11 protein-coding genes are annotated in these 13293 nt (G+C 67.3%); 5 read left to right on the forward strand and 6 right to left on the reverse strand.

Annotation, left to right across the window (positions count from 1 at the left end):
- Positions 1-81: 81 nt before the first annotated feature.
- The 4 genes from WCE39_RS11655 to WCE39_RS11670 all read right to left on the reverse strand — a co-directional run bounded on the left by WCE39_RS11655 (position 82) and on the right by WCE39_RS11670 (position 5288).
- A complete protein-coding gene (locus WCE39_RS11655; RefSeq protein WP_343276837.1) occupies positions 82-2061 on the reverse strand; it encodes a tetratricopeptide repeat protein in 1980 nt (659 codons plus the stop codon).
- Positions 2062-2129: 68 nt separating this feature from the next.
- Positions 2130-2561, reverse strand: a complete 432-nt coding sequence (locus tag WCE39_RS11660; RefSeq protein WP_343276838.1) for a pilin — start codon at positions 2559-2561, stop codon at positions 2130-2132.
- Between the two features lie 409 nt (positions 2562-2970).
- Positions 2971-4995: an acyltransferase family protein gene (locus tag WCE39_RS11665; protein WP_343276839.1), complete on the reverse strand. Its 2025-nt coding sequence runs from the start codon at positions 4993-4995 to the stop codon at positions 2971-2973.
- 68 nt (positions 4996-5063) lie between these two features.
- Complete coding sequence (locus WCE39_RS11670) at positions 5064-5288, reverse strand: hypothetical protein (protein ID WP_343276840.1); 225 nt, start codon at positions 5286-5288, stop codon at positions 5064-5066.
- Between the two features lie 441 nt (positions 5289-5729).
- Between WCE39_RS11670 and WCE39_RS11675 the strand changes: the two genes are divergently transcribed.
- The 5 genes from WCE39_RS11675 to WCE39_RS11695 are packed head-to-tail and all read left to right on the forward strand — an operon-like array spanning position 5730 to position 10022.
- The gene (locus WCE39_RS11675) at positions 5730-6167 is read left to right on the forward strand and encodes a type IV pilin protein (protein WP_343276841.1); all 438 of its coding nucleotides are present in this window, start codon (positions 5730-5732) and stop codon (positions 6165-6167) included.
- 1 nt (position 6168) lies between these two features.
- Positions 6169-6651: a prepilin-type N-terminal cleavage/methylation domain-containing protein gene (locus WCE39_RS11680; protein WP_343276842.1), complete on the forward strand. Its 483-nt coding sequence runs from the start codon at positions 6169-6171 to the stop codon at positions 6649-6651.
- Complete coding sequence (locus tag WCE39_RS11685) at positions 6635-7072, forward strand: hypothetical protein (protein WP_343276843.1); 438 nt, start codon at positions 6635-6637, stop codon at positions 7070-7072. Before WCE39_RS11680 ends, WCE39_RS11685 begins: the two co-directional genes overlap by 17 nt.
- Positions 7069-7770 carry a hypothetical protein gene (locus WCE39_RS11690; protein WP_343276844.1) on the forward strand — a complete coding sequence of 234 codons (702 nt, stop codon included), beginning with the start codon at positions 7069-7071 and terminating at the stop codon, positions 7768-7770. The genes WCE39_RS11685 and WCE39_RS11690 overlap by 4 nt, the downstream gene beginning before the upstream one ends.
- Positions 7767-10022 carry a hypothetical protein gene (locus WCE39_RS11695; protein ID WP_343276845.1) on the forward strand — a complete coding sequence of 752 codons (2256 nt, stop codon included), beginning with the start codon at positions 7767-7769 and terminating at the stop codon, positions 10020-10022. The genes WCE39_RS11690 and WCE39_RS11695 overlap by 4 nt, the downstream gene beginning before the upstream one ends.
- A gap of 118 nt (positions 10023-10140) precedes the next feature.
- On the opposite strand, the gene WCE39_RS11700 is transcribed toward WCE39_RS11695, so the two are convergent.
- Positions 10141-11535, reverse strand: coding sequence for a sigma-54-dependent transcriptional regulator (locus WCE39_RS11700; RefSeq protein WP_343276846.1), 1395 nt, complete (start codon positions 11533-11535; stop codon positions 10141-10143).
- Between the two features lie 82 nt (positions 11536-11617).
- Positions 11618-13195 (reverse strand): sensor histidine kinase, encoded by a 1578-nt coding sequence (locus tag WCE39_RS11705; RefSeq protein WP_343276988.1) that lies wholly within the window; start codon positions 13193-13195, stop codon positions 11618-11620.
- Between the last annotated feature and the right edge of the window lie 98 nt (positions 13196-13293).

The following is a 13293-nucleotide window of genomic DNA, read 5'->3' on the forward strand; positions in this document are numbered from 1 at the left end:
AAGGCCACAGGATGCTTCGGCCCGTCGTTGGAGCTAAGCGACTTGCATGGGACTTTGTTGCGGGAAGCAGATTGATTGGCATCAAGGCGTCTGGTTCTTGCTGGTCGAGCGGAGGGGTTGCTCGGGGGCGGGGGAGCAACGGACCGTCTGCCCCGCAAATTCGTATTGACACTCGAGCGCGGTGATGGCCTGCGCGTTCTTCCGATTCCCGGATGGTTGTCGACGCAACGATTCCAGTATGCGTTGACCTTCTTCTGAGTTCTCCGAATCGCCCGACGCAAGCAGGAACTCTGCTAGACCCAGTGCCGCTGGCGCGCCACCTCCGCTCAATGACAGCGCCTCGCGCTGCATGCGAATGGCAAGCTCCCGGTCGTCAAGGACGTTCCAGGCCACGTTTGCGTACATCGTGCGAACCGTGGCGTTGCCTGGATTGGCGCGGACCACTTCGAGCACCGTCGATAGCAATTCGGCGTCGTTGTAGCGGCACAGATTCGCGATCCGGCATTGAACGACGGCATATAGGGACTCGATCCCTTCCGGCCCGATGGGGCGCTGCAACAGCAGCTTTCGGAAATGCGGCCAGGTGCCCTCTGGGAGAGGCTCGCCCCCGCGGGCGCTGAGCACGATGATTGCCTGGGGAATGAGCGGAGAGGCCGACGGCAGGTCAGTCGCACGTCGCAAGGTTTCCATTCCTAGCGACCAGGCTGGTGAAGTTCGATCTCCGCCTGAAATATTGAACATGTGCGTCGCGAAGCCGTAGGCCGCGCGGGCGGAAGTCGGAGCGCGATTCTCAAGCGTCAGGGCAAGTCTGCCTTGCTCGCCCCAAGTGGCGGCTTGCAGAACCCCCAAAATTGCAAGAGTCAGAACCAAGGCGGCGCCGATCGCCATGCGGGCATCGCCGTGCAGGCGCTTTGTCAATATGGCAACTGCGTTGGCCAAGATGAGCAGTGGGCCAAGCGTGGCGAGGTAGTTGCGGTGTTCGAACGCAAGTTCCAACGGAATGGGGCTGCTAGTGATTGCATGGCAGGCGAAGAACCATGCTATCCCGAAGGCGAGCAGTGGCCAACGGCGACGGGCGGACCACGAGCTGCCGACAAGGGCAAGGATGGCGAATGTTGCCATTGTCGTCCGTGCGTCGTGCCACGGCGTGAGTGAGACGGGGAAGTTGTCGTAGTAGAACCGGAATGTGTCGGGCGCAGGCCACAGGATTAGGGCCAAGTAGTGGGAGAGCACTGGAAACTGTGTGCTGGTGCGTTCCAGAGCATCGAATGTGCGTGGGGCATAGGCGGCCTGGCTGGTCAACGGGACAACCACGAGCACGAAGGTCATCGCAGCGGCCAGCGCCCCAAAGAAAAATGCGGCCACGATGCGATAGTCGGTGGAGCCACCGCGCGCTCGGAATCTGAAGCAGAGCCATTCAATCAGCAGGGCCAACACTGGGGCCACTGCCGCCGATTCCTTGAAACCAAGCCCTGCCGCCCATGCGAGCGTGGCTAGAAGCAGGTAGGGCCATGCGCGCCGACCGGCGAGCAGTCGGTGGCGGAACTGCATATAGGCGAGTAGCGACAGCAACATGCCCATCGCTGCACCGATTTCCATACGTTGCACGGCGTAGGCCACGGTGGAGGCGTGGATCGGATGCGCGGCCCAAGCCAGTGCTGTCAGCCAGGCAGCGACTGTCAGCACGCTTGGACTACCGAGTGAGGGGGCTGTGTGCGCGAACAGCTGGCGAACCAGCACCGCCACCAGCACGGCGTTGACGGCGTGCATCACCAGTGATGTCGCCTTGAGCCACCATGGATCCAAGCCGGTCAATGCGTGGTTCACGGCGAAGCTGAGCATCGCCAAGGGTCGACCAGCGTCGCTGGTCAGTCCGCTGCCCATGGCAGCCCACAACTCCGAAGGCGCCAGCGAATTGGCCTGCCAGCCGCTGGCGCGGACAAGGTTTGGTAAATCGTCGAAGATAAAGCCGCCTGTTAGCGACAGTTGCCATACAAGCCACGTGGCTGGTATGAGCAACAAGGGCGCCAAAACTTGGACCAGCGGGAAGCGGCTTGCCATCTGCTTTCAAAAAATACAAGGGCCGCATCGCGCGGCCCTTGTAGTTTGCATCTGCTGAAGCTCGGCGATCAGCCGCCGCGGCACACGCTGGGAAGGTACTTGTCTGCAATGCCACTGTCGTCGCAGTTCCAGGAGATCGAGCCACCGTTGTCGAACGGGCTGAGGACGAGCGTCGAGCTCGCGACCTTGGTGCTCGCGCCGGTGCTCATCGTGGCAGTGATGATGCCTGCCGAGACAGCAACCCCGGACACGTAGTCGCCCTTGATGCTGGTAGCCGTAGCGAGGCCAGCGGTGGTGTTGGTGATGGCGCCCCACGACCCCGTATTGGCGTACTCCTCGGCAACCGCGGTCTTGGCGCCCGAAGCCAGCGAGTTGGCTTCCGAGACCTGCGAACGGGCGACGTAGTCCTGGTAGGCCGGCAGCGCGATGGCGGCCAGGATGGCGATGATCGCAACCACGATCATCAGTTCAATGAGGGTAAAGCCCTGCTGCTTCTTCATGATGTTTCCCCTAGGAGTGGATTTGACTTCACGTGTGACAACGCCGGCTTGGGTTCCGGAACCGTTGCTGCCGTGCGACATCGCACGTGCAATGAAGTGTATGCAGAACCCGTGCCAGTTGGTGGCTTGTAGGTGCGGATGAACAGATGTGCAACCGGATTCACGGTCTGGACTGTCGTCGATGAGTGATAGGCGACGTATTACGTCACTTTGTAGCGCCGATTGTGACGCTTCGCGTCAGTCCCGCGCCTCGATATGTGATGCGCGTCGCTCATCGATCCTTGTTTCAGATACCGCTGCGCAAACTTGACATTGCCGAGATGGTGCATTGGCGGGTCACAAGCTGACGACAGCGAGGCGAGACGGACGCTCGACTTCTGTGATCGCCACCCGTTGGACATAGTGGGTTTCATTTCCTCGGCTTCCTGTCGTCTCGCAAGGCGGCGTCAAACTCCTGCTGAAGTGACCGCACAAAGCGATCGGTGAGGTGTTGGGAATCCCTATAGACTGCCGCGCCGTTGCGCTGCCCACGGCAGACGCCGCTCGGGCAGACGTGGTCGCTCAGATCCACCATCTGGACACCCGTCGCGTCAGCGGAATCCTGAAGCGCCATTTTGACGCCAGCCATGATGCTGTTCGCCGGTGAGGCGGTGCAAGTATCTGGAAGCTGAGGAAAATGCCGTCGTCTCCAAGCCTGCCGGGCCTCGCAGGTAGGGGCGTCAAAGGTCAGCGTCGGCACCGGTTGCAGAAGGTAGGTACGCCCGGCGGAGGCTGCAACGTGTTCCAGCACGCGCTGGGACCCCTCGCGCCACTCCTGCGGCGAGAAGGCGTACGTGTGGGACGAACCCAGGATGATTGCTTCGGGCTTTACCTCGTCGAGGTACTCGAGGGCCCGCTCACGCCACTCCTCGCACTCCGTGTAGCGGCGTCCGATGCGCTGATAAAAGATGGGCAGGTCGACCATCGGGCAGGCTGACTTGGTCAGGACGAGAATGCGCCAATCGTTGCCATTAAAGTGACCCTGCACTGCGCTGAACCATTGGGCGCCAATGCTGTCGCCCAGCAGAACGGCAGTGCGGGTTGCGTCCTCAGGGCCGAAGTAGCACGCTCGCACGCGGCTGGAGTGATACCACTCGTCGCAATTGTGCGCATAGATGATGGGAGCGTCGCCCCGGGACTCCATGTACTGAAGCAGTTCCGGGTCCTGCGACCAGTCCTGAGTGCGTGTTTGCCACTGGATCCCGGCCAGTGCTGCGCAGGCGATCAAGAGGCATGAGCTGGCAAGGACATTTCCGGGGCGCGCCCTTAGCCACAGCGAGTGGCGGATTGGTGTTTCGATCACACGATGCGACAGCCATGCCAGAACGGCTGCCGCTGCGACCAGGGCCACGCGCGCTGGGGCGGATTGGCCGAAAACCGTGGCACCCAGGACAAGTGCCGGCCAATGCCACAGATAAAGGCTGTAGGACAGACGGCCAATTCCGACCAAGGGCCGCAACGACAGGGTGTACGTGCAGAAGTTCGCGGGCGCATATTGGCCAGCGGCCAATATCAGGGCTGTGCCAATCGACGGGAGCAGGGCGCGCCAGCCCGGATACGGCATGCCCTTGTCGAACCACGATGCGGAGACAAGGACCAGCGCCAAGCCGCACCAGGCCAGCAGAGTCCACGGCACTTGGCGCTGGTCTCGCGCTTCCCGATTGCGACAAAGGAAGTGTCCTGCGAGCAGCACGACTGCGCCAAGCGCGAATTGCCATGCCCTCGACGGTGCCATGTAGAAGGCAAGCGCCGGGGTCTGGATGGTCATGATTAGCGAGAGCGCCATGCTGATGACCAACGTTGCCAGAAGCCCCTGCCACAGCTGGGGCCAGTTCGGACCGCTGCCGCGGCGGCGTCCCAACAGGCCCAGGCAGAACAGGAGCAGGACGGGCCACGCAAGGTAGAACTGTTCTTCCACGCCAAGCGACCAGGTATGAAGAAAGACGTTGGTCTCGGCCCCAGCGCCGAAGTAGTCGATGTGAGCAAAGGCGAAGTAGAAGTTGCTCAGCCACGCCGTAGCGGCCATGCCGGCCGCAGCTTGCGGAGCCTGTTCGAACGGTGCGAGCAGCAGTGCGCTGGCAATGGCAGTCACGGCCACCATGAGCAGGAGTGCCGGCATCAGGCGCTGGAGGCGCCGTGCATAGAACGCGCGGAGCTTGATGGTTCCGGTGGCCTGCACCTCCTTGCAGAGCAGGCCGGTGATCAGGTAGCCGGACAGTACAAAGAAAATGTCGACACCGATGAATCCCCCCGCGAAGCCCGGCACCTTGGCGTGCGCGGCGATGACCAGCAGCACCGCCAAGGCGCGGAGGCCCTCGATGTCAGGTCTGAACGCAAGGGAGATCTGGCCCGGCCCCGCAGTGGAGCCGGCGCCGATGCGCGTGATGCCGATCATGCTCAGTAATCTTCCCGAATGCCCCGTTGGGATGGTGGCAGTGTAGATGGCCGATCCACAAGCGCGGCTCACCCAGAGCCCGGCTCCGGTGGCCGCGTCGGCCGGTACGCGCGCTCGAAGACCTCGCGCGTCAGGCCTTCCACGGAGGCAATGATGTTCTTGAACTCGTCACGGTAGGAGTCGACGTACTTCTGGTACGCCTCCAACTTGGGGCTGTCGGTCTTGAGTACGGGGAACTCCGGTCTGGTCTTGTAGTAGTTCGTCAGCCAGAGAACCTCGGCGGCATTGCCCATTACCGCCTGCAGCCTGAGCCCGAAGCGCTCGAGTCCCGCTCCGCCGAACTCCTGCCGGTGGTGGCTGTGGAACCTCGTCCACGTACTTGTGGACCAGCTCCATGGCAGTGCGCTGCACACGGGTGAACACGAGCAGCGGCTCTCCGTAGTGGACCGCATACGCCCGGTTCGAAAGCGGCAGCGGCAGCGAGAGGTCCACTCCGCCCAGCGAGTGGACCTGCAGGGTCCTGGCGAGGCTTGTCCAGACACGCCCGGCTTCCTCATGCAGTTGCCGCAGCTCGCTCACGATCGCCCGCTTCAGCAGGTAGCGCCGGAGCACGTCCTTGCATATGGGACCAGGCGCTTGGCGCGGGAGCGGCAGCAGGTGCTGAATTGGGCCGGGCTGAGACTTCGATCGCGCTTGCATCGCGCCTTCATTGCCCCCGTGCGACACTTTTTTCCATGTCCCAAACGTCCTCCCGCGCCTCCCGCGCCTCTCGCGGCTTTACCCTGATCGAGCTGATGGTCGTTGTAGCCGTGGTCGCCATCCTCGCGGCCATCGCCTATCCCTCCTATTCCAACTACGTGCAGCGCAGCAAGCTTCGCGTCGCTCAGACCGACCTCGTCGCCCTCGGCGCCCACCTCGAGAACCTCCGCCAGCGCACCCTCTGGTACCCGGTGGCCGACGCCGAGGCCGGCACCGTGGTCACCAGCTGGCAGCCGTCCGCGAACGCCGACGATTTCGCCTTCCACATCAAGAGCGACAAGGGCCAGTACGCCGCCACCGCCACTTGGCGCCACCAGGACAAGCTGCAGGGCTGCGTGCTCACCCTGGCCAGCACGCCGCCGGCGCGCCGGGTGGGGGAGCGCTGCCAGGCCGCGGGCCGCGTGGACTGGTGACGTGAACGCGGGCCGCGGCTTCAGCCTGGTCGAACTGATGGTTACGCTCGCCATCATGGCGGCCTTGGCCATGCTGGCGATGCCCTTCGGCGCGCGCTGGATGGACAGCGACCGCCAGCTGCAGGCTCGCGGCCTGCTGACCGAGGGCGTGGGACAGGCGCGGGCGCTGTCGCTGCGCAATCCCTTGGGCCTGGCGCGCGGGGCGCCGGTGGCCTGCCTGCGGCTTGCGGCCGACAGCCTGCTGGAAGTGGCGCGGCTGGACACGGGCGAGGACTGCGCGGGCGGCGCGGTGGTCTGGACCGGGCAGTTGAACCCTGCCATCACGCTTGCCGAGCCGGGCACCGGCACGCCGTTCCACTGCGTGGCCTTCGATGGCCGCGGCGCCTATGCCGACCCGGCCGTGGTGCCCGACTGCACGCAGGTGGCGCGGCTGCGGGTGGCGGGGCGCGACCCCGCGGAGGCGCTTGATGTCGACCTGCTCTGAGCCACGCCCGCGCCCGCGCCGGCAGCGCGGCGACATGCTGATCGAGGCCCTGGTCGGGGTGCTGCTGCTGTGCATCCTGGGCGCGGGCATGGTGTACGTGGCCACCCAGCTCACCGGTGCCCAACGCGATGCGCGCATCGAGGGCATGGCGGTGATCGGCATGCGCCAGCTGCTGCGCGAGCACGGCGAGGGCCTGTGTGATGGCGCGTCCAGCCGGCCGATGGCGGTGGGCGGCGACGATCTCGCGCTGGAAGTGAATGTGGACGTGGCCTGCCAAGCCGGAACCACGGTGCAGGTGCAGGCCAGCGGCGCCGGCAGCATGGCGGTGGCCATGCCGCGCCAGATCACGCTCAGCCTGGCGCCCGAGACGCTGGGGCTGCCGGCCGACGGTGTGTCGCTGGTCGTGGGGACGCATCAATGAGCCGGCAGCGCGGCATGACGCTGATCGGCACCCTGGTGGGGCTGCTGCTGTCGGTGCTGGGCGTGGTGGCGATGCTGGCGCTGTACCGGGCGATGGTGGACACATCCACCAGTTCGGAGCTGAGCGCGGTACGCGACAGCCAGCTGGCATCTGCCCTGCTGGGCGCGCAGATGGAGCTGCAGGCGGTGGGCTGGCGCATCGAGCCGGGTACGGCCGGCGACAACCTGCGCGTGTCCGCGGACGGGCGCGGGGTGGTCTGGCGTTTCCGCGACGTCGATGGCGGGCCGATGCTGTGCGCCGGGATGCGGATCGTGGCCGAGGCACCGGCGGCGGGCGCGGCGATGGCGGGTCCGGATGGCCCGTTGGCGCAGGGCCTGTACCTGATGCCGGCCACGCCTTGCGCGGGCGTGGACGATGCGGGCGTGACCTGGGCCACGCCGGGGCAGCCGACGCCGCGGATGCTGGTATCGGCGGTGGGCTTCCACGTGGGCCAGGGCGAGGTCTCGGTGCTGCGCCTGGCCGAGGCGCGCTTCGTGCAGCAGGCGGGTGCCTGCGAGCCGTATGGCCAGAACGTGGGCGAGGTGGAGCACGTGACCCTGGCGCTGGAGGCCGGCGGCATGCGGCTGTTCGGCGTGTGTCTGCAGAACATCAAGGGCGCGGAGATCGTGCCGGCGGCGGCCACGGAGGCTTCAGCATGAGCAGGAAAAGATCGCCATTGGGCGAGCAGCCCTTGGCAAGGCAGCGACAGCGCGGGGTGGCGATGCTCTTCATCGTGCTGATGCTGGGCGTGGCGGTGGGCACCTCGACGCTGCTGATCTGGCACGCGGTGCGCAGCACGCAGGAGCAGCAGCTCACCATCCATGCCAGCACGCCGGCGCAGGCCAGCGCGTGGCGCGGGGCGGAGGTGCTGCGGCGCTGGCTGGACGCGGTGGACGAAGCCGCGCTGGAGGGCTGGGCCGATGCCGGTGGCGTGGTACCGGTGGCCTTTGGCGGCGCCGGTGATCCGGGTTTCAGCGCGGGACTGACGTCGGTGCGGAAGGCAGGCAGCGCCTGGCGCGTGGAGGCGGCGGTGACCGGCCTGGCGGCCGAAGGCGGGGCGGCGCAGTCGCGGGCCACCGTGGAGGTGGTGTACGAGATCGAGCCGGGCGAAGCCGGCGGCGGTGGCGGCGGCAGCGCGCCCGCGGGCGTGGTCTCGGCGATCAACATCCATCGCGACCTGCGGCTGACCGGCAGCATCAAGGTGACCGGTGCGGAGAACGCGGTGTTCAACGTCGACGGCGATGCGCTGCTGGACAGCGCGTCGATCACCGGCATCGACACCCTGCGCGCCACCGGCGATGTGACCGTGGGCAGCGCCATCCACGTTCGCAACATCCATTCCAACGGCGACGTGGTGCTGCGCGGCAGCGCCAGCGGCACCCAGGTGCGGGCGCGCGGTGGGGCCACGGTGTCGGGCGGCTCGAGCCCGGTGGCGCTGCGTGCGAACGGGCCGGTGCTGTTCACAGGCGGCGCCGGTGACCTGGTGGAATCGAAGACCGGGGTGACGGTGACCGGCGGCGGCGTCAACATCACTTCGGTGCGCTCGGAAGGGCCGGTGAACTGGACCGGCAGCGGCGGCGGCGCCAACCGGGTGCATGCCAACGGGCGGGTGGACTACAGCGGCGGCAACCGCTCGACCGTGCTGCGTTCGCGCGCGTTGGTGGCGCTGCCGGCGGGTGAGGTCAGCGAGGTCGCCGCGAATGGGCGGGTGTCGCATGCGGCCTACGGAAAAGTGGGATCGATCACCGCCGTTGGCGACGTGGACATGAGCAAGGCCGGGGCCGGGCGGGTGCGCACGCAGGGCACGACACGCGTGAGCGGCTATGGCGGGATTGATGCGCTGGAAGGGCAGCGCGACTTGTTGGTGTCGGGCTGGGTGTCGATCGCCGGGGTCATCGGCGGCGCCGTCAGCGGCAACGGCCGCGACAGCGTGGCGAAGACGGTGCGGGTGCAGCCGGGCTACACCGTGCCGATCGCGCCGGTGGAGCCGGTGGTGGTGGACGAGGTGCCCGAGGTGGTGATGCCTTCTTCGAAGGTGGATGCGTGGCCGCTGCGCGAGCTGGCGAACTATGTGTTCGAGGTGGTGGGCGGCACGCGCCGGGTGACGGTAGCGAACGTGGCCGGGATTCCCGACGGGCAGTACGTGCTGGGCATCCGGGCGGCGAACAACCAGCGCTATCCGGACTGGCTGTGCCGGCCCGCGGACATGAGCGGCAACGTGTGCAGCGTGCCGGTGGCCACCCTCTGCCAGGGCCATTCGCCACAGAACGCCTGCATCGGCGGCAGCGGGCGCCGCTGGGAAATCAACGGCAAGAGCATGGCGCGCGGCGTGGCGTGGTTCGACGGCGACCTGACGGTGGGCAACGGCGTGTACGTGAACACTTTCATCGCCACGGGCAACATCGCCACCAGCGGCTCGCATCGCAACATGTCGCCCAACTACGCGGGCTTTTCCGTGACCTGCGCCAACGCGACGCCGCCGGGCGGGTCTGCCGCGCCTGACTTCGCGCAGCTGGCGCCGGTGAACCTGTGCAATGTCGCCGGCGGAAGGATGACCGGTGCGCCGGTGGCCAACATCGCCTACCTGGCGGGCGGCACGGCGCCGGGAGGCAGCGGCTTCTCGGGCGGCGACATCAGCCTGGGCGCATCAACGCGGGCCGACGGCTCGGTGCTGGCCGGCAACGTGCTGACCACCGGCGGTAGCACCACCATCAGCGGCGCGATCGTGTCGGCGGCGCAGGGCGGCGGCAGTGACGTGAGCATGGGCGGGAGCACGACGCTGGACCTGTCGGGCGGGTCGGAGGACTACGAACCGGGCGCACTGCCCTGCGGGATCGTGGCCTGCGGCGAGACCGCCGAGCCGGATCCTGGCGAGCGGCGGACGCGGGTGTTGTGGACGCGGTATCGGTAATGCCATTCGGGAAATCTGTGGATAGCCAGGGCGGCGATAGCGCTGCGTCAGTCGCGATGCTTGATCGCCGCTATAGCCGCTCCCACAAAAGCCACTCCCACAGGGGGAGGCTTGGGCGTTAGTCGATGCCGAGCTTCTTGAGCTTGTAGCGCAGCGCGCGGAAGGTGATGCCCAGGGCGGCGGCGGCCTTGGTCTTGTTGTACTTGTTCTCGGTCAGTGCCTGCTGGATGGCGGCGCGTTCGATCTCTTCTATATAGGAAGGCAGGGCGCTGGAGGCGGTTTCGCGCGGATTGAGGCTGCCCGGCGAGGGTGGCGCGGACATTCCGCCCTGGAGCGGCGCGGTGCGCCCGGGCGAGTGGATGTTGTTGCCGCCCGGCAGGCGCAGGTCGATGGCGGTGATCGTGTCGCCGTCGGCAAGCGCCATCGCGCGCTCCAGGATGTTCTCCAGTTCGCGCACGTTGCCCGGGAAGCCGTAGCTCCCCAGCGCGGCCAGGGCGTCGGGGCCGAGCCTGGGTGCGGTGCGGTGCATGGCGTGGCCCAGGCGGGCGAAGATCGCGTCCGACAGGATCGGCAGGTCGCCGTCGCGGTCGCGCAGGGCCGGCACGTGCAGTTCGATCACGTTGATGCGGTAGTACAGGTCGTGGCGGAAGCTGCCGGCGTTGACCAGGTCGCTCAGATCCTTGTGCGTGGCCGAAAGGATGCGCACGTCGACGTCGATCTCGGCCTGGGCGCCGACCGGGCGCACCTTCTTCTCCTGGATGGCGCGCAGCAGCTTGACCTGCATCGACAGCGGCAGCTCCGCCACTTCGTCCAGGAACAGGGTGCCGCCGTCGGCGCTCTGGAACAGGCCGGGCTTGTCGGCATGTGCACCGGTGAAGCTGCCCTTCCGGTGGCCGAAGAATTCGCTCTCCATCAGTTCGCTGGGGATCGCGCCGCAGTTGACCGGCACGAATGGGCCGCCGGCGCGGGCGCCCTGGGCGTGGATGGTGCGGGCCACCAGTTCCTTGCCGGTGCCGGACTCGCCGCTGATGTGCACCGGCGCCTGGCTGCGGGAGACCTTGGCGATGGTTTCGCGCAGTTCGACCATGGCCGGCGAGCCGCCCAGCAGGCGGCCGGCCTCGTCGGGCTGGGCCTGGCGGCGGACGTTGAGCTCCAGCGCCTGGCGCACCAGGCCGCGCAGCACGTTGATGTCCACGGGCTTGGAGACGAAGTCGAAGGCGCCGGCCTTCAGGGCTTCCACCGCGGCTTCAACGTTGCCGTAGGCGGTGATCATGGCCACGGGGGTGTCGGGGAAGCGGGTGGTGATGTCGCTGATCAGCTCCAGCCCGGAACCGTCGGGCAGGCGCATGTCGGTCAGGCAGAGGTCGTACTTGCCGCGGGCCAGCAGCTCCTGCGCGGCGGCCAGGGTGGCGGCGGTATCGGTGCGGAGGCCCATGCGGCCCAGGGTCAGGACAAGGAGCTCACGGATGTCGTGCTCGTCGTCGACGATGAGGGCGCTGCGGGCGTCTGTCATGGGAATTCTTGGGTGCCTGTCCGTGGGTGACCAATTTTGGCACTTTTCACCATAGTGTGACGAGTGTCAAAAGGTACAAGGCTCAGCCGAGCATCGCGGAGCCATTGCGGAGGGTGATCCGGAAGCAGGCGCCGCCGCCGGGCAGGGACACGTATTCCAGGCGGCCGTCGTTGGCACGGCAGAGCTCGTGCGCGATGTAGAGGCCAAGGCCGGTGCCGTGCTCGGAGGTGGTGAAGAAGGGCCGGAACAGCTGGTGGGTCACGGCGTCGGGGATGCCGGGGCCGCGGTCGGTGATCTCGATCACCGGGCTGCCGTCCAGCAGGTCGACGTTGATGGTGATGCGGGCGGCCTCGCCGGGCTGGTGGCCGTGGCGCACGGCGTTGTTGGTCAGCGACGTCAGCGCCTGCTGCAGGTGGCGGGGGTCGACCATGGCCGGGACGTCGGGGCGCTGGCCGGCCTGGCGCAGGCTGGCGTTCTCTTCCGGGCAGGTCTGGCGGTAGTCCTCGATGAAGGCGCGCACCTGGCCCACCAGGTCCACCTGCTCGGGCTGGGCGCGCTCGCGGCGGGCCAGGCTGAGCACGCTCTCGACGATGGCGTTGGTGCGCATGCACTGCTGGTGGACGATCTGCAACAGGCGGCGGTCGCTGTCGCCGATGTCGCGCGACTCCTCCAGCAGCTGGGTGGCATAGCTGATGGCGGCCAGCGGGTTGCGGATCTCATGCGCGAGGCTCGCGGAGAAGCGGCCCATGGCGGCGAGCGTCAGCGATTCGGCGCGGCGCGAGACCAGGGCCGTGTCGTCGAGGAAGATCAGGGTGGTGTCGTCGGTGGCCAGCAGGCGGGCGAAGCGCGGCAGGACTTCGTTGCCGTCGTCGCCGATGGTCAGCGGGGTGTCGTCGGCCTGGCCGCTGCGGCGCCATTCGGCCACGCGCATGGCCAGCTGCGGCGAGATCTTCGGCAGGGTGCGCGGCGTGCCCTCGGGGTCCGGGCCGGATTCGCCCAGCAGGATGCGGGCGGCCTCGTTGGCCATGCGGATGCGGCCGCTGCCGTCCACCATCAGCACGCCAACGCGCATGCGGCGGATGATCAGTTCGTTGATTTCGGCGAGGTTGGCGGCCTCGGCCCCGCGCCGGTCGGCCAGGGTGCGGCTCTCGCGCATGTCGCGGCCGAGGAAGTTGGTCAGCGACGCCATCGCCAGGTAGCTGACCGAGAACATCAGCACCTCGGCCAGCGGGCGCTCGCGGATCGGGCTGCCCGCCAGAATCACCGCCATGTACTGCGCGACCAGCGCGCCCGAGGCCAGCGCGGCTGCCGCCAGGCCCAGGTGCAGGGGCAGCAGCAGGGCGGCGGCGCCGACGTTGAACAGCAGCATCATCGCGATGCCCGGCCCGGCGTGGGGCAGGGCATGGGTGGCCAGGGTGGCCACGGCGATGTCGATGGCCACGCCGAAAATGACCTGCGCCGGGAGCGGAATGGATTCGCGGCCAGAGAACAGCAGCAGTACGGCGGACGCCACGAGATACGTGGCGGCGACCGCCGAGGCCAGGGCGGGGTCCCGCGCTTCGCCACCGAATACGCCTTGCAGGGGGCCGAATACGGCCAGCGCAAGCATCGCGGCTTCGAGCGTCCGGTACAGGGCCAGCAGGTACAGCTCGCGCCTCATGGCGCGATCGGTGGGGGTCTTGGGCACTCGGGCGGGCTCCGTGGGCGTTGGCGCACTATAATGGTCGGCGCTGTGTCCCACTTTCCCACGACGGACCC

It is taken from the genome of Luteimonas yanweni (assembly GCF_039548475.1).
Lineage (GTDB): Bacteria > Pseudomonadota > Gammaproteobacteria > Xanthomonadales > Xanthomonadaceae > Luteimonas.

Excerpts from the sequence above, each read along its gene's own strand:
- WCE39_RS11695 (WP_343276845.1), top strand. The coding sequence starts at position 7,767 with ATGAGCAGGAAAAGATCGCCATTGGGCGAGCAGCCCTTGGCAAGGCAG.
- WCE39_RS11665 (WP_343276839.1), bottom strand. The coding sequence starts at position 4,995 with ATGATCGGCATCACGCGCATCGGCGCCGGCTCCACTGCGGGGCCGGGC.
- WCE39_RS11655 (WP_343276837.1), bottom strand. The coding sequence starts at position 2,061 with ATGGCAAGCCGCTTCCCGCTGGTCCAAGTTTTGGCGCCCTTGTTGCTC.
- WCE39_RS11690 (WP_343276844.1), top strand. The coding sequence starts at position 7,069 with ATGAGCCGGCAGCGCGGCATGACGCTGATCGGCACCCTGGTGGGGCTG.
- WCE39_RS11705 (WP_343276988.1), bottom strand. The coding sequence starts at position 13,195 with ATGAGGCGCGAGCTGTACCTGCTGGCCCTGTACCGGACGCTCGAAGCC.
- WCE39_RS11660 (WP_343276838.1), bottom strand. The coding sequence starts at position 2,561 with ATGAAGAAGCAGCAGGGCTTTACCCTCATTGAACTGATGATCGTGGTT.
- WCE39_RS11670 (WP_343276840.1), bottom strand. The coding sequence starts at position 5,288 with ATGGGCAATGCCGCCGAGGTTCTCTGGCTGACGAACTACTACAAGACC.
- WCE39_RS11685 (WP_343276843.1), top strand. The coding sequence starts at position 6,635 with ATGTCGACCTGCTCTGAGCCACGCCCGCGCCCGCGCCGGCAGCGCGGC.
- WCE39_RS11700 (WP_343276846.1), bottom strand. The coding sequence starts at position 11,535 with ATGACAGACGCCCGCAGCGCCCTCATCGTCGACGACGAGCACGACATC.
- WCE39_RS11675 (WP_343276841.1), top strand. The coding sequence starts at position 5,730 with ATGTCCCAAACGTCCTCCCGCGCCTCCCGCGCCTCTCGCGGCTTTACC.